The 21,887-nt window shown below is 65.6% G+C and carries 20 protein-coding genes and 1 tRNA gene; 13 read left to right on the top strand and 8 right to left on the bottom strand.

The features are described from left to right. Positions 1–56: 56 nt before the first annotated feature. The 3 genes from EH231_RS15185 (at position 57) to EH231_RS33850 (ending at position 1,684) form a co-directional block, all read left to right on the top strand. Positions 57–389 carry a hypothetical protein gene (locus EH231_RS15185; protein WP_124712690.1) on the top strand — a complete coding sequence of 111 codons (333 nt, stop codon included), beginning with the start codon at positions 57–59 and terminating at the stop codon, positions 387–389. 165 nt (positions 390–554) lie between these two features. Continuing rightward, the gene (locus EH231_RS15180; RefSeq protein ID WP_124712689.1) at positions 555–1,448 is read left to right on the top strand and encodes a hypothetical protein; all 894 of its coding nucleotides are present in this window, start codon (positions 555–557) and stop codon (positions 1,446–1,448) included. 95 nt (positions 1,449–1,543) lie between these two features. Next, a tRNA-Tyr gene (locus EH231_RS33850) sits at positions 1,544–1,684 on the top strand. Between the two features lie 67 nt (positions 1,685–1,751). Here the strand turns inward: EH231_RS33850 and EH231_RS33845 are convergent. Beyond that, positions 1,752–1,928, bottom strand: coding sequence for a hypothetical protein (locus tag EH231_RS33845; RefSeq protein WP_164480900.1), 177 nt, complete (start codon positions 1,926–1,928; stop codon positions 1,752–1,754). 269 nt (positions 1,929–2,197) lie between these two features. Here EH231_RS33845 and EH231_RS15175 point away from each other — a divergent pair, with 269 nt between their 5' ends. Beyond that, positions 2,198–3,406, top strand: a complete 1,209-nt coding sequence (locus EH231_RS15175) for an RtcB family protein (protein WP_124712688.1) — start codon at positions 2,198–2,200, stop codon at positions 3,404–3,406. A 22-nt stretch (positions 3,407–3,428) separates the two neighbouring features. Here EH231_RS15175 and EH231_RS15170 read toward each other — a convergent pair whose 3' ends face one another. Next, positions 3,429–4,574, bottom strand: a complete 1,146-nt coding sequence (locus EH231_RS15170; RefSeq protein ID WP_241178002.1) for a PucR family transcriptional regulator — start codon at positions 4,572–4,574, stop codon at positions 3,429–3,431. 205 nt (positions 4,575–4,779) lie between these two features. On the opposite strand from EH231_RS15170, the gene hydA reads away from it, so the two are divergent. The 6 genes from hydA to EH231_RS15140 all read left to right on the top strand — a co-directional run bounded on the left by hydA (position 4,780) and on the right by EH231_RS15140 (position 11,817). Further along, positions 4,780–6,198 (top strand): dihydropyrimidinase, encoded by a 1,419-nt coding sequence (gene hydA, locus EH231_RS15165; protein ID WP_090424865.1) that lies wholly within the window; start codon positions 4,780–4,782, stop codon positions 6,196–6,198. Positions 6,199–6,268: 70 nt separating this feature from the next. Next, positions 6,269–7,591 carry a M20 family metallo-hydrolase gene (locus EH231_RS15160; RefSeq protein ID WP_124712687.1) on the top strand — a complete coding sequence of 441 codons (1,323 nt, stop codon included), beginning with the start codon at positions 6,269–6,271 and terminating at the stop codon, positions 7,589–7,591. Between the two features lie 32 nt (positions 7,592–7,623). Beyond that, the gene (locus tag EH231_RS15155) at positions 7,624–8,412 is read left to right on the top strand and encodes an SDR family NAD(P)-dependent oxidoreductase (protein WP_090424459.1); all 789 of its coding nucleotides are present in this window, start codon (positions 7,624–7,626) and stop codon (positions 8,410–8,412) included. After that, positions 8,402–9,184 carry a maleate cis-trans isomerase family protein gene (locus tag EH231_RS15150; RefSeq protein ID WP_124712686.1) on the top strand — a complete coding sequence of 261 codons (783 nt, stop codon included), beginning with the start codon at positions 8,402–8,404 and terminating at the stop codon, positions 9,182–9,184. The genes EH231_RS15155 and EH231_RS15150 overlap by 11 nt, the downstream gene beginning before the upstream one ends. Then, positions 9,162–10,298: an RsbRD N-terminal domain-containing protein gene (locus EH231_RS15145; RefSeq protein ID WP_241178000.1), complete on the top strand. Its 1,137-nt coding sequence runs from the start codon at positions 9,162–9,164 to the stop codon at positions 10,296–10,298. The genes EH231_RS15150 and EH231_RS15145 overlap by 23 nt, the downstream gene beginning before the upstream one ends. Before the next feature lie 130 nt (positions 10,299–10,428). After that, positions 10,429–11,817 carry an MFS transporter gene (locus EH231_RS15140; protein WP_124712685.1) on the top strand — a complete coding sequence of 463 codons (1,389 nt, stop codon included), beginning with the start codon at positions 10,429–10,431 and terminating at the stop codon, positions 11,815–11,817. A 63-nt stretch (positions 11,818–11,880) separates the two neighbouring features. Here the strand turns inward: EH231_RS15140 and EH231_RS15135 are convergent, their stop codons facing one another. Beyond that, positions 11,881–12,105: a hypothetical protein gene (locus tag EH231_RS15135; protein WP_090424462.1), complete on the bottom strand. Its 225-nt coding sequence runs from the start codon at positions 12,103–12,105 to the stop codon at positions 11,881–11,883. A gap of 88 nt (positions 12,106–12,193) precedes the next feature. Here EH231_RS15135 and EH231_RS15130 point away from each other — a divergent pair, with 88 nt between their 5' ends. Continuing rightward, positions 12,194–12,481, top strand: coding sequence for a hypothetical protein (locus EH231_RS15130; RefSeq protein ID WP_124712684.1), 288 nt, complete (start codon positions 12,194–12,196; stop codon positions 12,479–12,481). Between the two features lie 14 nt (positions 12,482–12,495). Here the strand turns inward: EH231_RS15130 and EH231_RS15125 are convergent, their stop codons facing one another. Continuing rightward, positions 12,496–14,421, bottom strand: a complete 1,926-nt coding sequence (locus EH231_RS15125) for a DUF7159 family protein (protein ID WP_164480899.1) — start codon at positions 14,419–14,421, stop codon at positions 12,496–12,498. A 183-nt stretch (positions 14,422–14,604) separates the two neighbouring features. On the opposite strand from EH231_RS15125, the gene EH231_RS15120 reads away from it, so the two are divergent. Next, complete coding sequence (locus tag EH231_RS15120; RefSeq protein ID WP_124712683.1) at positions 14,605–16,263, top strand: DUF7937 domain-containing protein; 1,659 nt, start codon at positions 14,605–14,607, stop codon at positions 16,261–16,263. On the opposite strand, the gene EH231_RS15115 is transcribed toward EH231_RS15120, so the two are convergent. The 3 genes from EH231_RS15115 to EH231_RS15105 all read right to left on the bottom strand — a co-directional run bounded on the left by EH231_RS15115 (position 16,260) and on the right by EH231_RS15105 (position 20,507). Then, positions 16,260–17,957 (bottom strand): PE-PPE domain-containing protein, encoded by a 1,698-nt coding sequence (locus EH231_RS15115; RefSeq protein WP_241177997.1) that lies wholly within the window; start codon positions 17,955–17,957, stop codon positions 16,260–16,262. The two genes, EH231_RS15120 and EH231_RS15115, sit on opposite strands and share 4 nt — an antisense overlap. Positions 17,958–18,237: 280 nt before the next feature. Then, entirely contained in the window at positions 18,238–18,951 is a 714-nt protein-coding gene (locus EH231_RS15110) for a TetR/AcrR family transcriptional regulator (protein ID WP_124712682.1), read from the bottom strand. A 41-nt stretch (positions 18,952–18,992) separates the two neighbouring features. Beyond that, positions 18,993–20,507 (bottom strand): PE-PPE domain-containing protein, encoded by a 1,515-nt coding sequence (locus EH231_RS15105; RefSeq protein WP_241177988.1) that lies wholly within the window; start codon positions 20,505–20,507, stop codon positions 18,993–18,995. 204 nt (positions 20,508–20,711) lie between these two features. On the opposite strand from EH231_RS15105, the gene EH231_RS15100 reads away from it, so the two are divergent. Next, positions 20,712–21,593 (top strand): cutinase family protein, encoded by an 882-nt coding sequence (locus EH231_RS15100; protein WP_090424468.1) that lies wholly within the window; start codon positions 20,712–20,714, stop codon positions 21,591–21,593. 13 nt (positions 21,594–21,606) lie between these two features. On the opposite strand, the gene EH231_RS15095 is transcribed toward EH231_RS15100, so the two are convergent. Then, entirely contained in the window at positions 21,607–21,882 is a 276-nt protein-coding gene (locus EH231_RS15095) for a hypothetical protein (protein ID WP_124712680.1), read from the bottom strand. Between the last annotated feature and the right edge of the window lie 5 nt (positions 21,883–21,887).

Raw genomic sequence — 21,887 nt, 5'->3', positions numbered from 1 at the left:
GGGTGGACTGTGGCGGAATCATTCACCCTGAATAGGTATCGCAAGAGGGCTGAATAGTGGCTACCGCGAGCGTGTTCCGCCCAGAGCGTGACTGGAAGGGGCAGACGGTTGGTGAATTGGATGACTACCACATCGGTGACATTACCGGCGTGGTCATTGGTGGTTCGTCAGTGCAGCCTCTAGCCCGCTTTCCAGGCGTTGTGGATACCACTGGGCTACTTGGCGTTCCATTTGGTCAGGAGTCGGGAATTGTTGTGCAACAGCATGACCGGCTTTTCGTTGACGGCACGTTGTATGCGGTGACCAGTGATCGGCTGTGGACAAGTGAGAACGTGCTTACTGGCAGTACCCCGACGTACTACTGGGTTGAGGTCAGCAGCACCTCTTAGAAGTGCGTCCGGTTTCAGGGGTTGACGAGAAGGCACCTGCCAGACCGGGCGTTCATAGGGATGGAGGGGTCCGTCCCGCAGCGCATGCCCCCGGTCCTCCGTCCAACGCGATTGCCACGGGTTGAGTCGGGGGGTATGTGTCTTGTCCGGCGTTAGGCTTTGCTGGTGATGTCTGAGAAACCGACGAACGAGGAAGTCCTTGCTGCCGTCGAAAAGGCTGGTTGGCTTCTCGAACAGAAGGCGGTGCGGCTGTTAGAGATCAGTGACTTCCACCCGAGACCAGGATGGGCGTTTCAGGACCCCGATAAACCAGAATCGTCACGTGAATTGGATGTGTGGGGATATCACCAGTTCTTGAATGATCGTGAAAACAAAGTTATCGTATCTGCAACTATGCTTGTCGAGTGCAAGCAAAGTGCAAGTCCATTCTGCGCAGTCGGCCGAGAGTTGCCCTCCTGGCGGCAGAATGGCAATCCGAAGGAACACACCCTTTTTACTGACGAAGTGTCAACTGAAATTGCGCCTGGAACATTTCAGATGAAACCGTCTTGGGACTACTTTGAATTCGGCGAATTAGCAACTCGGCACGGATTTTCCGGCTTTCGAGCAGATCAGTTGACACGCCTCGAACGCCCGCAAAAGACGTGGCAAGCCTCGAATGCAGAAATATTTACGTCGTTGGTCATGCCGCTGGCGAAGGCTATTCTTGCCACCAAGAAAGAATATCGTAACGGTGAGAATCGTAGAACATTCAATGGTGTGAGGCAAAGTTATCTCACTCTCAACTTATGCTTTCCAGTTGTCTTGATAGGATCGCCGCTCTATGTCGTAGATGCAGACAAAGAAGAGCCTCAAGTTGATATGCGGGATTGGGTTCGAGCTCGTCGCGACATCGCATCGAAATCGGTCAACGGTATTTTCGAGTTCGACGTAGTCACTGTCGGCAACTTTGCAAAGTATATGAACAATTTGGTTATTCCATTCTGTGAGGCTGTCGCAGAGCTGGTGGCGGCGGAACCACTACGCTTCACCCGCGAGAAGCTCGACAATGCAGAATGATTTCTGCAACGCCATTAAAGGTGCCGCCCGGTGCTCGCGCATACGCATACCGCAGTAGATACCGCAGTGTGCCCAGATGTGCCAAGCGCTAACCAAGACGGTCAACCGGTGGCATCGCAGCTAGACCGTGCTTTGCAAGCACCGCCAAGCGTTGACTGTGCACCTTAAACGCCCACAAGTACGGACTGTAAATCCGTCGGCTTACGCCTACGCAGGTTCGAATCCTGCATCTGCCACCCTGATCAGGCCCCCTTTCGAGGGGGCCTGTTTTGGTTTTGTGGGGCTGACTGCCGAGGTTGGCGCCTATCGGCGGTCGTCGGACCCCTGGCATCCGCTCGCCGGGTCGGCAGCCGGCCGCTGGCCGGCAGTGTCGGCCGCCCACCAGCCGAAGCGATGGACCTCAAGGTGGCGGTCCGGTTCTGCGTGCGCCTCGGCCCACCGCAACGCGGTGCGTTTGCGCCAGAATCCGGCGATAGGCATCACGCCACCATCAGGGCGGTGCATGAAGACATACCAACCGAGTTTCACCGCACCCCCCGATGCTGAGCCTGACTAAGTGATCCGAACTCCATTCTGGCGCGGCAGTACCGTTCCTTCAAATCCGGCGCAAGCCCTGCGTCACGCAACACTCCTCGAGAAGCGGTGAATCCGTCTCTACGCAGGGCGAACCCGTCAACCCACTGGACTGTGATTCCCGGCAGTCGGCCGGAACAAACAATCGACTCGACAGCGTCGGGAGAATCGGTTTCATGACTACGCACCGCGTCGTCGACCACAAGCTGTTGAACTTCGCCAGCCACATCGACGACAACACCATCGAGCAGGCGAAGCAGACCGCCTCGATGCCGTTCGTGCACCCTCATGTCGCGCTGATGCCCGATGCCCACAGTGGCAAGGGGTCGGCCGTCGGCACGGTCATCCCCACCATCGACGCCGTGATCCCGGCGGCAGTCGGCGTCGACATCGGGTGCGGGATGATCGCCGCCCGCACCGAATTCACCGCCACCGATCTTCATGGTCGTGACCTGGCTGCGCTGCGTACCGCGATCGAGACGGCGATTCCGCTGTCGCCCGGAAATTACAACGACACGCTCGCGCGTTTCCCGTTCACGGCTGGCCGCATCGCGGACCTCGAGCACTTGGCGCAGGACGGCGGGATCGACCTGTCGCACTCGCCCAAGTGGCGCGAGCAACTCGGTTCCCTCGGCGGTGGCAACCACTTCATCGAGCTGTGCCTGGATCAGGCCGACCGGGTGTGGCTGTTCCTGCATTCGGGTTCTCGCGGTGTCGGAAACAAGATCGCGCAGAAGCACATCAAGGTCGCGCAGAGGCTCATGAAGCAGTGGTGGATCGAGCTGCCCAACCCGGACCTCGCCTACCTACCGCAGGGCACGCCCGAGTTCACCGCCTATCTGCGGGAACTCAACTGGGCGCAGCGATTCGCGTTCGAGAACCGCGCCGAGATGATGGATCGCTACATGTGGGTGTTCGCCGCGTGGATGGGTTACGGGCAGTTGGATCAGCCGAAGACTGCGGGCGACTTCGAGGTCGAGCGGGTCAACACCCATCACAACTACACCCGCAGGGAGCACCACGGCGGCCGCGATGTGTGGCTGACCCGCAAGGGCGCGATCGATGCCCACGCAGGCGTCTTGGGGCTGATTCCCGGCAGCATGGGAACCCGTTCGTATGTGGTGCGCGGCAAGGGCAACCCCGCCGGCCTCTGCTCAGCTCCGCACGGCGCCGGGCGCCGGTACTCCCGCAACGAGGCACGCCGCCGGTTCACCGCGGACGACCTCGCGGCGCGGATGCAGGGCATCGAGTACCGGCACGGCGAGCAGTGGGTCGACGAGATCCCCGATGCGTACAAGGACATCGACGTCGTCATGGCCGACGCTGCGAGCCTCATCGAGGTCGAGCATGAGCTGCGTCAGGTGCTGAACGTCAAGGGCACGTAGGTCCTGGCCGCCGGGTCAGGGCCTACGTGGGCAGCAGACACAGCTGCACCATCGCCAGCGAGCGGGGGCTGCGCAGGCTGATCCCGGTCGCCTCCTCGAACCGGCGGATCCGGTTCATCACGGTGTTGCGGTGGCAGTAGAGCTCCGACGCGGTGTCGGAGACCGAACCGCTGCCGGCGAACACCTGGATGGTCTCGACGATCAACTCGTAGTCATGAACGTCGTGGAGCGGACCGAGAACATACCCGCGCAGGTCTTCGATCACTTCTGAAAGCTGCGTGATCGACAGTTGCGCCCACGACCGGCGCAGCGTCGTCGACTTCAGGTCCAGATCGACAAGCATCCGAACCGTCGCGGCGGCTCGGTGGATCTCCGGCAGGGCGACCGCTCGGGGTGCGACGGCGCCGTCGAGATCGGCCAGCAGGTCGGTCACCAGCGCCTCGTCGTCGGGCCAACGTGGGTCGGCAGCCACCAGGATCAGCGCGACGCCGTGGTCGACGTAGTCCAGCGAGGTCAGGTGTCGATTGAGCAGGCGCCTGGTGACGGTGCGTCCGGCCTCCTCGCCGGCAATCCCGATCACCCAATAGCCGGCCGCCTCGTCGAGGCCCAGGATCTGGGCCGCGCGCCGAACGGTGGCCGGTGCGGGCTCGCCGGAGAACAGTTCGGACAAGCTGTGTTGTTGCTCGAGGGTGCTGGTCCTTGCCATCGACAGCCGCTGGTCCAGATAGCCGCGCTGCACTCTGATCGCGAAGTCGTCGACGGCCTGCCAGAGCACGTCGACGTGCAGCGCCAGTACGGCCATGTCGTCGTCGCCGGCCAGCTTCAACAGCGCCGACCACGCGACGAGGAAGTCGGTGCGCACCGCCGCGGTGAGGTTCTCCAGCGCGATGCCCTGCGTGGCGCGCAAGGCTCCGACCGCTGCGGGGAACTCCGCCAACTCGGCGCTCATCGGTCGTTCCAGGAGGGCGGCCAGCAGGTAGCGGAACGCCAGCCGCGCCGCGCCGAGAAGGTCGTCTTCTTCGGGGACGCTGTCGTAGAACCGGGCACCCCGATCGATCTGTGTCAGGTATTCGGCGGCCAGGTCGTCGTCCAGGTTGTCGAGCTGTGCGAGCAGCCAGCGCCAGCGAAGCCGGGTGTCTTCGCGGCGGCCGGACAGATTGCGCATCATCGGGCAGGCTACTGCAGACCAGACGGGTTCGTAGGGTGAGCGATCGGAACCGTTCCCGGCCGCGGTCGGGCCGCTGTGCCCAATTCAGGGCAGGAAACCCGGGTGGATACGGCGCTTGGGTGTGCGTGTGCACAATTTGTGCGGGCCGATACGTTGCACGGCGGCTATGGGCCGGATCACGTTGGCGGCCATACGATCTGTTGCCATGTCCACGACGTACATCCGCGGCGGCACCGTCGTTTCCCCCACCGGTAGTCAGGCGCTCGACGTGCTCATCGACGGCGAACGCATCGCTGCCCTGGTCGATCCGGAGCTGGCTCCCTTCGGCGATCCCGACCGGACTTTCGACCGCGTGCTGGATGCCTCGGGCCGCTACGTCATCCCGGGCGGCGTCGACGCCCACACCCACATGGAGATGCCGTTCGGCGGCACCGTCGCCTCCGACACTTTCGAGACCGGCACCCGCGCGGCCGCCCACGGCGGCACCACCACGATCATCGACTTCGCGATCCAGCGGCAGGGGGAGCGGGTACAGGACACGCTGGCCGCCTGGCACACGAAGGCCGCGGGCAACTGCGCGATCGACTACGGCTTCCACCAGATCCTGGGCGGCGTGGACTCCGATGCCCTCAAGGCGATGGACGAGCTGGTCGCCGAGGGTGTGACGAGCTTCAAGCTGTTCATGGCCTACCCCGGGGTGTACTACTCCGACGACGGCCAGATCCTGCGGGCCATGCAGCAGTGTGCGAGCAACGGCGCGCTGACGATGATGCACGCCGAGAACGGCATCGCCATCGATCAGCTGGTGGCCCAGCACATCGAACGCGGCGAGACCTCGCCCTACTACCACGGGGTGTCCCGGCCGTGGGAGCTGGAAGAGGAGGCCACCCACCGCGCGATCATGCTGGCGAAGGTCACCGGCGCACCGCTGTATGTGGTCCACGTTTCGGCCAAGCAGGCCATGGAGCAGATCGCCACCGCTCGGGGCCGCGGCGCCAACGTCTTCGCCGAGACCTGCCCGCAGTACCTGTACCTGTCGCTGGAGGAGCAGCTGGGCGCCGCCGGGTTCGAGGGCGCCAAGTGGGTGTGCTCCACCCCCTTGCGTTCTCGCGAGGATCGTCACCAGGACGAGCTGTGGCGCTACATCCGCACCGGCGACGTGGCGACGGTGTCGACCGACCACTGTCCGTTCTGTTTCAAGGGGCAGAAGGAGATGGGCATCGACGACTTCTCCAAGATCCCCAACGGGATGGCCGGCGTGGAGCATCGAATCGACCTGATGTACCAGGGCGTGGTCAACGGCAACCTGAGCCTGCAGCGGTGGGTCGACGTGTGTGCCACCACCCCGGCCCGCATGTTCGGGCTCTACCCGCGCAAGGGCATCATCTCTCCCGGGGCCGACGCCGACGTCGTGATCTATGACCCCAACGCGCACACCTCGATCGGGTTCGACAAGACCCACCACTCGAACCTCGACCACTCCACTTGGGAGGGCTTCGAGATCGACGGCGGTGTGCAGACCGTGCTGTCGCGCGGAACCGTCATCGTGGACCGTGATCAGTACCTCGGCCGGAAAGGCCACGGCAGCTACCTCAAACGCGGACTGTCGCAATACCTGATCTGACCCGGACTGACCGCATCGTCAAGCGTCGCCGAAGCCCGCGACGTTCATTCAACGTGCCCGGAGGAAAACCTTGACCGCACAACACAACAACACCGCACTACGTATTCGTCTCGACGCCGGCCGCGACCGCGAGTTCCTGGACTCCTGGGCGGAACTGGCGGCCATCGGCCAGACCCCGGCCGGCGGCGTGGAACGCCAGGCCGGCACCGCCGAGGACGGACAAATGCGGGACTGGTTCTCGCGGTGGCTGCGGCAGCGCGGCTTCACCGTAGAAGTGGACCGAGTCGGAAACCTGTTCGGCCTGCTGGAGTTTCAGCCGGGCGCGCCCTATGTTCTGGTGGGATCGCACCTCGACAGCCAGCCCCGGGGAGGCAAGTTCGACGGCGCCTACGGCGTCTTCGCCGGTGCTACCGCCGCCGACCGGATCCGTCGTCAGGCCGCCGAATCCGGTGTGACGCCGATGTACAACGTCGCCGTGGTGGACTGGTTCAACGAGGAAGGCTCGCGGTTCAAGCCGTCGCTGATGGGCAGTGCGGTGTTCACCGGTGCCGCGGACCTCGAAGACACACTCGACATCACCGACCAGGACGGCGTCACCGTCCGCGACGCCCTCACCGCCATCAACAGCATCGGGAAAACGGATGTGTTCCCGGACGGTGACGTCACCCGGCGGCTGGCCGCCTACGCCGAGATCCATATCGAGCAGGGCCGTGAACTGGAGAAGCACAATGTCTCCATCGGATTGGTGGACCGCACCTGGGCCGCCAACAAGTACGAGTTGAATGTCATTGGCGCCCAGGGACACACCGGTGCCACCGCCATCGACGACCGTCAGGACGCGCTGCTGGGTGCGGCGCTGATCGTGGTGGCGCTGCGCGATATCGCCGACGAGTTCGGCGAGGAGCTGCACACCAGCTGTGGGCAGTTGACCGTGCTACCCAACTCTCCGGTGGTCGTGCCGCGCGAGGTCCACATGCACCTGGACCTGCGTTCTGACAACGACGAGTTGCTCGCCGCCGCCGATGCCGCGCTGCGAAAGCGTATCGCCGAGGCCGAGATCCGGGCCAAGGTCAAGGTCGAGCACCGCAAGGCGCACGTCTGGCCCGGCCACCACTACCAGCCGGAAGGGGTGGAGCTGGCCCGCACCGTCGCCGATGACCTCGGCATGTCGAGCATGCTCGTGCAGACCCGTGCCGGCCACGACTCGACCAACATGAAGGAGATCGTCCCTTCGGTGATGCTGTTCGTTCCCAGCGTGGAAGGTATCTCGCACGCCGAGGCCGAATTCACCTCGGACGAAGACCTTTGCACCGGTGTGGATTTGCTCACCGAGACGCTGGCCCGCATGCTCGACGGCGCTTTGGACTCAGCTACTGCCAACCGCGTCCGGTGACGCGCAACCACAACCACGAATAGGAGACCAACATGGACCTGGGACTGCAAGGCATGCGGGCACTGATCTCCGGTGCCAGCGACGGCATCGGACTGGCCACCGCGGAGTTGCTGGCTGAAGAAGGTGCCGACGTGGCACTGGTGGCACGCCGCGCGGACGCGCTGAACGAGGCCTGCACGTCGATCTCGGCCAAATCCGGCGTCAAGGCCGTGTCCGTGGCAGCCGACCTCAGCGACAAGGCGGTGTTCGATTCGGTGGTCACCAACGTCGTCGACGAACTCGGCGGCCTGGACATCCTGATCAACAACGCCGGCGCATCGTCTTTCGGGGGTTTCGGCGATCTCACCGACGAACAGTGGGTCGCCGACATCAACCTCAAGTTGTTCGGATTCATCCGCATGACCCGAGCGGCGTTGCCGCACCTGCTCAAGAACGGCAACGGGCGCATCGTCAACGTAGCGGGGAACTCCGGCAAGCAGGCGCTGGAGTACCACATGCCCGGAGCCGCCGCCAACGCCGCGATCCTGAACTTCAGCAAGTCGTTGTCGCTGCAGGTCGGCGCCCAAGGCGTGATGATCAACACGGTGTGCCCCGGCCCGGTCCGGACCGCGCGGCTGGTCAAGCAGTTCGCCGCCAACGCCAAGGACTGGGGTTGCACACCCGAAGAGGCCGAGGAGCGCTACCTGGAGAACCTGCCGCTGTCCTACATCCCCAGCGCGCGTGACATCGCCTACTCGATCGTGTTCCTGGCCTCGCCGCGGGCCGCCTATCTGAACGGCACCACGATCACCAACGACGGCGGAATCACCCGTGCCGTCTGAGTTTTCGCGACCCACGGTGTGGCGGGTGGCGCGGATCGGGATGATCGTGCCGTCGTCGAATACCTGCCTGGAACCCACCACGTACCGGATGCTGGGGGAGCGGACCGACGTCAGTGTCCACTTCACCCGCATCCCGGTCTCCCGGGTCGGGCTCGACGGTACCTCCGACGCGCAGTTCGACACGGCCGGAATGGAAGCGGCGGCCGTCTTGCTGGCCACGGCGAACGTCGACGTGATCGCCTGGAACGGCACGGCGGGGTCGTGGCTGGGTGCCGCGCACGACCGCGCGATCACCGACGCCATCACCACCAAGACCGGTGTACGGGCACTCACCAGCACGCAGGCCACGCTGGCGGCGTTCGGTGCGTTGGGCGCGCGCAGCGTCGGCCTGGTCACGCCCTACCCCGACGACATGAACGCCAGGATCGGCGAGTGCTACCTCGACGAGGGCATCACCGTGACCGCGGGGTACGGTTTCGGTCTCACCGAGACCACCGATATCGGCCGGATTCGACCCGACGAGCTACTGGCGCCCACCCGGCAGGTCGCACGAAGCGAACCTGACGCGGTCGCCTACGTCTGCACCAATCTGCACGGTGCTTATGCCGTCGAGGCCGCCAGAGCCGAAATCGGTATCCCGGTGCTGGATTCGGTGGCGGTCACGCTCGCGGGATGCCTGGCGATGGTGGGAGCCGGTCCCTTGAACGCGCGGTGGGGGCCGGACCTGGCGGGCACTCTCGGGTTGACCAGTGGAACCCTTGCCGGACCGTGAAGCCGACGGGCGGTGGCAGATCCTGCTCGAGAAACTCGCAGGTATCGACGACCAGCTCGCGGCCGAGTATCTCGAACGCATCGACGGAGGCGCGCGGTACTACGACGGTGTTCCCGACGAGCACGATCTGAAAGACAGTGCCCGCAACGCATTCCGCTATCTTCTCGGCTGCCTGCTGGCCAGGCCGTTGTCCGCCGAGCTGATGGCTTTCCCCGCGCAAGTCGGGGCGTTGCGGGCTCGTCAGGGCATCGCGCTGGAAAACCTGAGCGCGGCGGTCCGCAACGACTTCCTGGTGGCGTGGTCGGCATTGCTGCGGCTGGCCGATGACGCCGACATGGAGGTGCTGGCCATCCACGTCGGTCAACTCTGGACCGTGGTCGACGATTTCGCCGGCGCCATCCAGCGGGGCTACATGGACGAGCGACTGCAGATGGCACGCACCAACATCATCGAGCAGCAGCAGAGTCTTTCCGACCTGTTCTCCGATGAACCCGGTCCCACCGTGGTGCACCGCGCAGCGGAGGTACTCGGTCTCGACGAGACCGCGTTCTACTGGGTCGTCGGCGTCGCGGCCGAAGGGGCGAGCTCGACCGTGACCAGGCGGCTGGCCGGTCTCGGCGTTGCGGCGCTGGACCACACGAGCAAGGGTGTCACGCTGATCCTGCTGTCTGCTCACAGCCGCTGGCCCGATGACGAGGCGCTGGCAGCCGATCTCCTCGCCGGGGTGACGGGAGCCGTGGCCTCGCGAACCGTACAGCTACCGAACGTCTTCCGGGCGGCGACGACCGTCCGGATGCTGGCGCGGTTGGGCCTGCCGGCGACGACGCTTCGCCGTTCCTGGGCGAAGTTGTCCATCGCGCAGTTGTGCACCGTGATCGATGACCTTCGCAGCTACGTGGATGCGCCTCTGGCCGCGACGAATGATCGCGACCTGCTCGTGGAAACCATGCTGGTGTACGCCGAGAGCGGGTCGGTCTCGACGACGGCGGCCAAGCTCTACTGTCACCGCAACACCGTGCTCAATCGAATCCGGAAGTTCGAGGAAGCCACCGGAATCAGCCTGCGGACGCCTCGGGCGCAAGCCATGGTGCAACTGTGTCTGCTGCGGTCATGAATTCGCGTGCGCATCCGCAATTGTGCAGACGCACACTGTGTGAGCTGGATCGCGTTGCACCGCGACTATGGGTGCAGCCATATTGCCGCCCTAGCATTTTCGCTATGACCAGCACCTACCAGAGGACCATATGAACCCTTCAGTTCCTGCTGCAGACACAGACGCTGCGGCCGCGAAATCGCGTCGTCGGCGCACCATCGTCGCGAGCATGGTCGGCACCACGATCGAGTGGTACGACTTCAACATCTACGGAGCCGTCGCGGCCCTGGCGTTCGGCAAGATCTTCTTCCCCGACGTGGACCCGGCGGCTGGAACATTGTTGGCGCTGGCCACATTCGGAGTCGGATTCGCTGCCCGTCCCATCGGTGGAATCATCTTCGGGCACATCGGTGACCGGGTCGGGCGCAAGGCGGCCCTGATCGCGACCATCATGATGATGGGCGTGGCCACCGTGGCGATCGGCCTGCTGCCGACCTATGACTCCATCGGCATCTGGGCGCCCGTCCTGTTGGTGTTGTGTCGCCTGATTCAAGGCATCGGCCTCGGTGGCGAATGGGGCGGTGCCGTGCTGATGGTGGTGGAGCAGGACGAATCCGAGGACAGCCGGGGGCGTGCCGGCAGCTGGATGCAGTCCGCCTCACCCATGGGCTTTCTCTTGGCCACGGCCACTCTGGCGGCAGTGAGCGCGTTCATGACCGAGGAACAGTTCATGTCCTGGGGTTGGCGCATTCCTTTCTTGCTCAGTGCGCCACTGGTATTGGTGGGCCTGCTGATTCGTGTGAAGATCATCGAATCGACCGTTTTCATCCGAAATCAGCAGCAACTCAAGGAGAAAGAGGTCAAGGCCCCGATCCTGCAGGTGCTGCGTCACGCGCCGAAGATGATCCTGCTCGTCGTGCTGCTCGGGCTTGGCCAGCAGGTCGCCTATTTCGTGATCAACGTGTTCTCGTTGTCCTACGTGACACAACACACCGACATCTCGAAGGCAACCGTACTCAACGCCGTCGCGGTCGGCGCTGTCGTGCAACTTCTGTCGATTCTGTACTTCGGCCGCCTCAGCGACCGGGTGGGACGCCGTATTCCGTTCTTCATCGGCGCCATCGGGATGGCGGTGTGGGCCTTCGCGGTGTATCCGCTGATGGGTACCGGCAACTTTGCGCTGATGGTGCTGTCGGTGTCGGTCGCGATGGTGTTCCAAGGCGCGATGTACGGCGTTCTCGCAGCCTTCATCGCTGAGCTGTTCGACACCAGTTACCGCTACACCGGCGTCTCCCTGGGTTACATGCTCATCGGTGTTGTGGGCGGCGGGTTCGCGCCGCTGATCGCTTCGTCGCTGTTGGACATGACCGGTTCGGTGACTTCGGTCGCGGTCTACATCTCGGCGTCATCCGTGTTGACGCTGATTGCTGCCTACTTCGCACCGGAGACCTCGAAGCGCAAACTCGACAATCTCCTCGACGACGGCGCCACCACCGATCCCGCCCCTCAGCGCGGTCAGAGCGTGGCGCACACCGGGTAGGCCCAGCAGAGGGAAATCAGATGTGCCGTTGCCTGGCCGAACATGGCCAGGCAACGGGCCGATTCAGGGCCTACGCCCGGCGACCAGATAGACCGCGGGCAACACACCCGAGGTGCTCAGCAGACCGAGAGCGCTGCCCCACAACCATTTCGGTCCGTTGATCCGGCTCGCGTCGCGGCCGGCGAGGTCGCGCAGCGCCCAGGCCCGCAGGCCGGCGTCGACCGCGGCCGCCGCGATGACGGCCTTCTTGGCGGTGGGGGACAGGTCGTTCCAGCGCTTCTTTGCCACTGCGGCGTTCCTTTCGGGTAAGCGGACGTCAGCTTCCAAGGTAGATGTCGGTCAAGCGCACCAGGTGTTGCCAGTCGGCGAGCGGATCATGGAGACCATGATCCGGACGGTTCTGGGTGGCGCGCTGGTGGTGGCTGCGGGAGTCGTCGTGTCGCTCGCATCGGCGCCCGTGGCGTCCGCAGGCGCCGACGAGGTGATCAGCGACCTGGAATCACAGGGCTACACGGTCAACATCAACTGGACCAACGGATTCGACACCAAGCCGCTGTCGGAGTGCTGGGTCACGGGCATCAACAATCCCGGCAACCAACAGCCGGGCCCGACAACGTTCGTCACCGTCTACGTCGACGTCGCCTGCCCGAATCACGACTACTGAGCCGGGACAACCGGCTACGGGCTGACGGGCATCGTCGTCACCGGTGAGCCGCCGTAGCCGCCGCCGCTTCCGCCGTAGCCGCCGCTGCCCTCGCTGCCGGAGCCGCTGCCGCGGCCGAAGAGCCCGCCGCCGGAGGAACTGCCCTCACTCGACGACGAACCGCCGCCCGACGATGAACCACCACCAAATGGAGACTGCGGCGCCACCGTCGTCACCGGAGCCTGCGTCGCGGGCTGTTCCACCGGGGGTGTGTAGGCCGGCGGGGTGTGGGTCGGTGCCTCGATCGTCGGCACCGACGCTTCCGTCGATGTGTGTGTCGGCGGCACAGTCGTCGTCGTCGGCGCCACCGTGGTGGTGGGCGGTGCCGTCGTCGTGGGTGGCGCAGTCGTGGTGGTCGGCGGCGCTGTGGTCGTCGTGGGTGGCGCAGTCGTCGTGGTCGGCGGAGCTGTCGTTGTCGTCGGCGGTGCCGTCGTGGTGGTGGGCGGTGCCGTTGTCGTGGTGGGCGGCGTCGTCGGCACCCATGGCGACGGCAACGTCGGCCACACGACCGGAGGGATCGGGATCGGCACGGGCACAGGTATCGGAACAGGAACCGGAACCGGGCCCGGTGCAACCTCGACAGGTGGGGGAGCCGGCACCACGGGCGGTGCCTGAGGAGGCACCACCTGCGGAGCCTGGTTGACCTGTTGGTTGCCGGTGTCCGAGCGCACCTTGGGCGCTGCCGGAGCAGCGGGCGGCGGGGTCAGCACCGAGACGGGCAGTGCCACCGGATCCGGTTCGTGCGGCACCGGCGGAAGGTAGTTGCCGGGCACGGTGTCGGCCTGCTGGGCGGGTGCGGGCTGCGCTCGCACGTCGGCCGTCGGCCGGACATTGATCGCGACCGCGGTGGCCAGCGTGGCGAAGCTGACCACCACGAATGCCAGGGCGCTGCCCATCAGCAGCATCCGCGGCGGCGGCGGCGCGATGACGGTCGTGTAGTCGGGATCGTCGTCCTGCTCGGGGATGAACTCGTTGACCGCGTCCATCGGCATCTCGTCGGCCCAGGGCTCGTCCTCGGCCTGCGAGTACGCCAGGTCCGGTCCGACAGCGGCGGAGTCCCCACGGGCGGGAGCCATCTGCGTGGCATCAGCGGCGGCCGGTGCCATCTGCGTGGCATCAGCGGCGGCGGGAGCCATCTGCGTCGCATCCCCGGCGGCAGGCGCCATTTGAGTGGCCTCTGACACGGGCGCCATCTGCGTTGGATCCTGTGGCACGCCGACGACGGGTGCCATCTGGGTGGATGCGCCGGCCGGTGCGATATCGCCGACCAATCGGGCGGCCCCGCGGGCGATCGCATAGCCGGCGTCCGGTGCCACCTCGACCGGTGCCGTCGACCGAAGTTCTGCCGCAACGGAATCAAGATCGAGGCGTTGCCCGACCAAGAGCACGCGTCCCGGGGCTTCGTCGGCGGGCACCCGCTGCAGGACGGCCGCGCATGCGGCGGCGGCCCCGGCGGTGCCGATCGGGATGGTGGCCAACGTCGTCGTTGTCGATGCGGGGGTTCCGGTGCTCTGACCGACCGTCGTCAGCGACACGGTGTCGTCGTCGGCCAGCAGCAACGCGGCGTCCGCACCCACACTGCGGGCCAGGGCCGCGGCGGCCTCGGCCTCGGTCACCAACTCGACGTTCGGCACCCCGGCGTTGAGCACTGTCTGACGCAGCGTGTCGGCGGCCGAATCGTCGGGCAGGCACAGCCGGGTCGCGGCGACCTGGTTACCCGACTCGGTCACGGCGCGGTAGGTGCCGATGATGGTCTCGGCCAGCTCGGACATCTCGGCGACCAGGTCGTCGGGCAGGTCTAGCGCGTACTGGTCCAGAACCTGGCCGCCGCTCGCGGGCGAACCGATCATGGCCAAGCGCGCCACACGCCCGGTGACCGCCACCCCGAGGACTACGTCCACGGTTCCACTCCTTGCTCTATGGATCTCGTACGAGCCCCGACGGACAAATCCAAGCTACCGCACAGCTGCGACGGACCCCGGTGGTCGAACGACCGCGGCTGCCAGCGCTGCTTGTGCGCCGGAGCAAAAGTGAGCACGCTGGTTGGAATCCGTGCGTTGTCACTCCTAGAGAGGAATCGGTACGTGAGCGACGAGCGTTACGACGCGTCCGCCACCGTCCAGGTGGCGACGGTGGCCGCGCCGGTCGTGGAGCGCCCGCCCCGGGTCGGTTACGTGCCCTCCCGGACCAACCGGGTGCGCGACGGCCTGGCCGTGGCGTTGCTCATCGCCGGGTTCCTGCTCCCGTGGAACCTGGAATTCGGCCTCGGCGTCCCCGGCAGTGCCGGCTCGACATTCGTCGTGCTGGCCGTCGTCACGCTGCTGGCCGTTGCCGCCGCGCTCGCGCCGCACCTCGGACCGTTCCGCCTGGCCGCCGCCAAATCCGATGTCCGGCGCACGAGCCGGATCCGGCTCGTGCTCAGTGCGGCCTATCTGGTCGTGGTCGTCTGCTTCGTCGGCTATCACCTGGTGCAGACGGTGCGTAGCGGCGGGACCGGGGCGGTGCCACCGGGTGTGGGTCCGGGCATGCTGCTCGGCGTCGCGGGTGCGCTGCTGGCGGGACAGCCGCCCATTACCTCGATCACGATCGAGGACAACAAGTTCCGGCGGTGGTATGCGGTGGCGCGGGTGATCGGTTTCGTGTCGATCGCGCTCGCGACGCTGTCGGTGGCGTTCAACCTCTACTGGCGGCTGCGGTACCTGTTCGTCACCCAGGTCGAGTTCGGCGGTCACGACATCGCCGTCATCGTCACCACGCTGCTCTACGGCGCGGAGGCGATGATCGCTCTGGTCATCGCCTCGCGCTGGCTCACCGAGCGCACCGGGGCGGCGCGGCTGGCCACGACCGCCATCGGTGTCTCTGGCGCGATCGCCGCCTCGCTGGTGTGGCTTTGCGGCATCGGCCGCGATATCGACGCCTTCCACGGCATCGCCCAGAACACCTCGACGGCTGCCGTGGGTTACGAGGGCTACCTCGCCTGGGCCGCCGCGGCTGCGATCGTGGCGCCGACGACGCTGTACGCGGTCTTCCTGATCAGGCCGCCGACCATCGGGGCCTACCGCGGCGCCGCGCAGAAGTGCTTGACGCTCATCGCCTTCTGGGCGTTCGCGGCCGCGGCGCTGCGGGTCGTCGACTTCCTGATCGCCCTGTCGCTCGATCTTCCCCGTGCTTTGTACGACACGGTCGCGATGACGGTGTTCAACCTGGTCACCGCACTGGTCGCGCGGTGGCTGCATCGCCAGCTCGACCAGGGGCTGACGTCGACGACCGTGGCCGCCGCCTTCAGTGCGGTGCTGTTCGTCTTCACCGTGGCGAATGTGGCCATCGGCGTCGCGCTCGCGCCCCGCTATGCCGGCCCGGCGCCCGCGGCGATCTACGGCAACAACCTGGCCCAGCAGATCACCAGCACTTTCGACGTCACGGTGTGTGCGCTGAGTTTTCTCGTGCTGGCGGTGATGGTGTTCACCGGGCCGTTCGCCGGCTACCTGGTGCGACGCGAAACCCGTTCTGCCAAGCGGGTGCCCGAGCCGCCTACGGAGATCGTGCCGTCCAAGCCTGCCGCCGACAGCTCCGCCCCGCCGACCATCGTGCGGCAACCTCGTGCGGCGTCGGTGCCGAGAATCGTTCGCCTGAAAGAGGACTCGACGACCGTGCTGGCGGCCCCGCCGACCACCGACCTTCAGGTCCCGACGCAGGCGCTGCGGATTCAGCGTCGTCCGCAGCGCCCGCCGTCGGAGCGTTAACCGGCCTTCGCGCTCTCGTGCTTCGAGGGCCGGTCGCGCTGAGCGTCAGCCGGCTTCGCGGCCTGCTTGGCCGCGCGCTTCGAGGCGCGAACGGACTTGTGGTCAGGCTGCTCGCCGTCCGACGCGGCGTCCGTCGCAGACTCACGGGTTGACTCGCCGGCAGGCGAGGCCTTCCCGTCGCGCGCCTGCGAATCGTCGGTGTCCCGGACCACCTTCAAGCGCGGCGCCGAATCGGTGCGCGGGGAGTCCGAGCGGATCCGCGCGTGACGACTGAACGGACCGGACTTCGGCTCCTTGTCGGTCTCGACCTTGGCATCGGTGTCCGTGGCGGCGTCCGCATCGGACTTCGCATCGATCTTGACCTCGGCAGCGACCTCGCTGTCGATCTTGGCGGCAATCGTGTTGTCTGCCTTGATGTCTGGCCTGATGTCCGCCTTGATGTCCGACGGAGCGGGGCTTGTGGCCGGGACGACCGTCGTGTGCGGCGCTGTCGCGCCGCCGATGGCCTGCAGCACCTTGGCCAGTGGCCGGGTGGCGTCCGACAACGCTGCCGCGACCTCCTCCACCGTGTGACGCACCCCTTGCTCGAACGGTGAGGTGCCCACCGGATCGATGGGATGTTCGGTCACCGGGGTTTCGGGTTCGACGTCGGAGACAACGGGCTGGGGCAGCGTGGGCGTGTACTTTTCGCCGCCCAGGATCGCCAGCGACTGTGCGAACGCCCCCGGCAGCTCGTTGAGTGCTTCGTGAATCTTCTCTTCGGGGGTGACCCAGCTGAATTCCTTGACCTGGCTGGGATCTGCGGTGCGGTCGTAGCCCATTTCGACGAAGACCCGAAGGATCGGGTCCAGGGCGTCGACGAACCGTTCCGCACCGATCAATGAGGCGGGAATGCGCAGCGGTGCCAGCAGGGGCAGGTACTGGGGCAGCATCACGTAGGTGGTGTTGCCGACCTGGGTGGTGACGGCGTTGGGGGCGTCAGGGTGCTCCAGCACGTAGCCGGGAAAGACATGCTGGAACAGGATGCCTGCGACGGCGTTCGCGACGGACAGCACGTTGAAATACGCTGGGAAATCAGCGAACCCGTCGTACTGGTTCTGGTAATAGGTCGTCTTGAAGGGACTGTCGGAGGGTCCCGGCCGGCCGAACGGGAAGATGTCGCCGAGTACGGGCAGATCGCTCCACGAGGTGAAGCGGGTCAGGATGCCGCCGTTGGGCTGATACGGGTCACCGATGAAGACGAACTCGTAATTGTCCGCGTTGGCAACATAATTCGGGTCTTTGGCCATGGCGGCCCGCACGATCTCGGCGACCTCGGTGCCCTGCGACATGCCGATGATCGTGACCTTGTCGTCGGCCGGCGTGTTGGCGATGTCCTGCTGCAGGTAGCCCGCCCCGATCTGCTCGGATCGTTTGAGTGACTGCGGCCAGTACGGAATGTCGGACAGGCCGGGCAGATCGGAGATGACCGGGATGCTGAGGGCGATCTGTGCGGGGTAGGGAACCGTGTGGAACGAGTCGCCTTCGGGCACCGTGCTCCCGTAGAAGAACAGCGGGACGCTCAACCCGAATCCGTCGAAGGAGGGCCCCACGCCGATCGTGGTGCCGATCAGCCGGATCGCGGCACTGTAGGTGGCCGTCGGCGTGCTGACCGTGACTCCCGCCGACACCGCGACGACGACTCCGCCCGCCATCAACATCGACCCCCAGCGACGTGAACCGCGCTGTCGGCGCGCACTCCGCGACGACTCCCCCCGACCCCAACCCCTCATGCTGTTCCTTCTTTCCTCATTGTGGTGAGTCGGCCGTGTAGACGGCACGGCCGGAACATCTGGGCCTGCGACCAGCGCGTCAACGGCGAAATGTGACGGGCGCCACGTCGCATGCTGCCGGAAAGTTACCAGTGGGTAGCGATGTATGACAAGAGTCACTTTTTGCAACAAGGACTCTTGTTGCAAACCGGGGTTTGCAGATTCAGTGGGCGGACGCCGCGATCCCGGCGCGAACCACCGCCACAAAGCTCGCCAGATTGCCGATCAGCGTGTCGATGGTCGGCGGCGAATCGCTGCCGGTCTCCCGCTGGTGCAGCCAGTCGGCCACGCTCTCGAAGAGCCCGCCCACGGTCGACACCGCCAAGGCGTGATAGTCGACCGCGCCGGTATCGGGCAGGCAGGGAAACTCGCGCTGCCGCCACAGATTCTCGAGAAACGCCGCAGTCCAGCGGCGATTCTCCCGGCGCAGCCGCTCGACCCGCGGCGAGATGCCTGCGCACTCCCCGAAGGCCACCACGGCCACCCGGGGATCGTCGACGAGCGCGTGGGCAAAGGCCGACAGCAGCCGATGGACGGTTTCGTCCGGGTCGTCCGGCGCATCGGCGAGGGCCTCGACCGCCCGCTTCTCGATCTGTGCCGCGATCTGGGCGAGCAGGGCCAGGTAGCAGTCTTCTTTGCTGTCGAAGACCTCGTAGAACGCCTTGTTACCGACATACGCCGTCTGGCAGATCTGCTCGATCGAGGTGTTGGCGTACCCGTCGCGCGCAATCAGCTCGAAGGCGGCGGTCAACAATTGCTCACGGCGATGGGCCCGACGCTGTTCGGCGTCGAGTCCGCGGATCGTGCGCTGCCCGCGGGGCTTTGCCGCCTGCTCCGACGTTGCGCCTGCGCCAGGCGCCGCCGGCGGTCTGTCCATGGCCCGGAGTGTAGTGCGGGCGCCATCCCGCGGTCGGTCGGTTAGCCCGCGCGGTTGTGCTTGTGCTCCGAGGGACGATGGCGCTGACTGGGTGCGGACTTCCCGGCCTTCTTGGTTGAGCCGACAGCCGAGCCAACCGATGCTCGAACCGTCGAGCGAAGGTTCGAGCGAACAGAATCCCGGTCGGAGCCCTTCGCCTGTGGGACCGCCCTCAATCGCTGCACCGAATCGCTGCGGGGCGAGGCCGATTGCGTGCGCGCCTTCGGGCTGCGCGGTGACATCGGCGCGAAAACAGCAGCGGTCGGCCCGGTCTGCCCGGTCGGCTCAACCGTTTTCTGCGTCCGCGTTGCCGCGCCGATGGCTTGAAGCACTGTGGCAAAAGGCCGGGTGGCGTTCGACAACGCTGCCGCCATGTCCTCCACCGCGCGGCGCACGTCCTGCTCGAACGGCGAGGTGCCCACCGGCACGATGGGATGTTCGGTCACCGGGGTTTCGGGTTCGGTGTCCGACACGACCGGCTGGGGCAGCGTGGGGATGTACTTCTCGCCACCGAGGATGGCGAGCGATTGTTTGAACGCGCGCGGCAGTTCGTTCAGCGCTTCCTGCACCTTCTCCTGCGGCGTGACCCAGCTGAATTCCTGGGCGTGACTGGGATCTGCGGTGCGGTCGTATCCCATTTCGACGAAGACCCGCAGGATCGGGTCCATGGCGTCGACGAATCGTTCCGCGCCGATCAGGGATGCGGGTATGCGAAGCGGTGCCAGCAGCGGAAGATACTGGGGCAACGTCACGTAGGTGGTGTTGCCGACCTGTGTCTTCACCGCGTTGGGGGCGTCGGGATACTCCAGGACGTAGCCGGGAAATGCATGCCCGAACAACTGCCCGGCAAACGAGTTCACCAGCGACAGCACGTTGAAATAGGCCGGGAAGTCGGCGATACCGTCGTATTGGTTTTGGTAATAGGTCGTCTCGAAGGGACTGTCGGACGGCCCGGGACGGCCGAGCGGGAAGATGTCGCCCAGTATCGGAAGGGTGCTCCACGACGCCAACCGGGTGAGGATGCCGCCGTTGGGTTGATAGGGGTTCCCGATGAAGACGAACTCGTAATTCCCGGCATTGGCAACGTAATTCAGGCTTTTGGTCATTGCGGCCCGGGCGAGCTCGGCGACCTGGTTGCCCTGCGATACGCCGATGATCGTGATCTTCTCACCTGCCGCTGTATTGGCGATGTCCTGCAGCAGGTAGCCGGCACCGACCCCCTCGGATCGCTTCAGGGACTGCGGCCAGTACGGAAGACCCGACAGCACCGGCAGATCCGAGATGATCGGGTAGTCGAGGTTGATCTGGGCGGGGTAGGGGAGCGTGTGGTACGAGTCGCCTTCGGGGATGGTGCTTCCGTAGAACAACATCGGGACGGTCAATCCGAATGCGTCGAACGAGGGCCCCACGCCGATCGTCGTGCCGACCAGTCGAATCGCGGCACTGTAAGTGGCTGTTGGCGTGCTGACGGTGACTCCTGCCGACACCGCGACCACGAGGCCACCGGCGAACAGCATCGAAGCCCACCGATGCGAAACCCGCTGCCGGCGCGCACGGCACGACGATTTCCCCCGACCCTTCATTCATGAATTCCTTTCCTAAGAGTTCTCTTTGGTTCTTGAGGGACCTGTATGCCTCCGCTTGCTCGGGGCGCGCTCAATGCTGTCCTATGTCACTCTGAATCCGTGGGGAAACTCGGAAGTGCCGGTTTGGTTGCCGTCATGGCGGGGGCGGCTTCCGTGATGGGCAACGTGACGATGCCGTCCGCCAATGCGGCACCGTGTCCGGATGCTGAGGTGATATTCGCCCGCGGCACCATGGAAGCGCCAGGCGTAGGCGATACGGGCGAGGCGTTCGTCAACTCGTTGCGCGCCAACGTCGGTGCGAAGTCGGTGGGGGTGTATCCCGTCGATTACCCCGCTACCACCGACTTCCCAACTGCAGTCCAGGGAATCGCCGACGCGCGAGCGCACATCTTGGCCACCGCGGCCAATTGCCCAGACACCAAGATGGTGCTCGGCGGGTTCTCTCAGGGCGCGGCGGTCATCGGTTTCGTAACTGCGAGCGTTGTGCCCGATGGGATTTCACCGGCAGACGTGCCCGCGCCCATGCCGCCGGATGTAGCTGACCACGTGGCGGCCGTCGCGTTGTTCGGGAAACCGTCGCCGCGATTCATGAAGGTACTCAACAATCCCTCGGTCGTGGTCGGGCCGAATTACACGGCCAAGGCCATCGATCTCTGTGTCGACAACGACCTGGTGTGCGATCCGCAGGGCAGGAGCTTCGGCATCCACACGCAGTACGCCGAAGCCGGCCTGGTGAATCAGGGCGCCGCCTTCGCGGCGAGCAAGCTTCAGGACGACTGGGAGCAACAGGCAACCCCGCCCGTCGTTCCGCCTGCGACGCTGGCGGGCGCCGGCCCGTCGCAGCCGTCGCGGGTCCAGCCTGCTCAGGCCGCACAGCCTGCTCAGCACATGGGGCCGGCGCCGCAGAACCTTCCTGGTCCGGCGCCCGCTCAAAGTCCGGCGGCACCGTCGCCGACCACACCCGCGCCCGTTGCCCCCGCACCGGCTGTGCCGGCGCCGGTCGCGCCGCTGGCCTGAGTCGGCCCGGCGCCTAGTGCGCTGTGCCGCCGAACAAGTAGACGCCCGTGTGATGGCCGATGAAGTTGTTGGCGATGAACAGCACGCCGGTGACCACCACGACCAGCACCAACGCGAAGAACACCCAGCTCAGACCGGCCAGCAAGCGTCGCCGCCCGGCGTTTGAGGGACCGTCAGCTGCGATGTGCAACCGGACGCCGATCGCGAACAGGGTCGGCACGGAGGCGCCCACTGCCAGGCCGAAGAGCAGGATCTTGCCGACGGCCACGAGATTGATCCAGTTGTTCATCAGCC

This window comes from Mycolicibacterium nivoides, assembly GCF_003855255.1.
GTDB lineage: Bacteria > Actinomycetota > Actinomycetes > Mycobacteriales > Mycobacteriaceae > Mycobacterium > Mycobacterium nivoides.
Note: the sequence above shows the minus strand (reverse complement) of the source record. Positions and strands in the feature narration are given on the sequence as shown.

Coding starts and splice junctions, on each gene's coding strand:
- EH231_RS15100 (WP_090424468.1), top strand. CDS start 20,712: ATGGCGGGGGCGGCTTCCGTGATGGGCAACGTGACGATGCCGTCCGCC.
- EH231_RS15105 (WP_241177988.1), bottom strand. CDS start 20,507: ATGCTGTTCGCCGGTGGCCTCGTGGTCGCGGTGTCGGCAGGAGTCACC.
- EH231_RS15140 (WP_124712685.1), top strand. CDS start 10,429: ATGAACCCTTCAGTTCCTGCTGCAGACACAGACGCTGCGGCCGCGAAA.
- EH231_RS15110 (WP_124712682.1), bottom strand. CDS start 18,951: ATGGACAGACCGCCGGCGGCGCCTGGCGCAGGCGCAACGTCGGAGCAG.
- EH231_RS15115 (WP_241177997.1), bottom strand. CDS start 17,957: ATGGCGGGCGGAGTCGTCGTCGCGGTGTCGGCGGGAGTCACGGTCAGC.
- hydA (WP_090424865.1), top strand. CDS start 4,780: ATGTCCACGACGTACATCCGCGGCGGCACCGTCGTTTCCCCCACCGGT.
- EH231_RS33845 (WP_164480900.1), bottom strand. CDS start 1,928: ATGCCTATCGCCGGATTCTGGCGCAAACGCACCGCGTTGCGGTGGGCC.
- EH231_RS15175 (WP_124712688.1), top strand. CDS start 2,198: ATGACTACGCACCGCGTCGTCGACCACAAGCTGTTGAACTTCGCCAGC.
- EH231_RS15170 (WP_241178002.1), bottom strand. CDS start 4,574: ATGATGCGCAATCTGTCCGGCCGCCGCGAAGACACCCGGCTTCGCTGG.
- EH231_RS15095 (WP_124712680.1), bottom strand. CDS start 21,882: ATGAACAACTGGATCAATCTCGTGGCCGTCGGCAAGATCCTGCTCTTC.
- EH231_RS15130 (WP_124712684.1), top strand. CDS start 12,194: ATGGAGACCATGATCCGGACGGTTCTGGGTGGCGCGCTGGTGGTGGCT.
- EH231_RS15155 (WP_090424459.1), top strand. CDS start 7,624: ATGGACCTGGGACTGCAAGGCATGCGGGCACTGATCTCCGGTGCCAGC.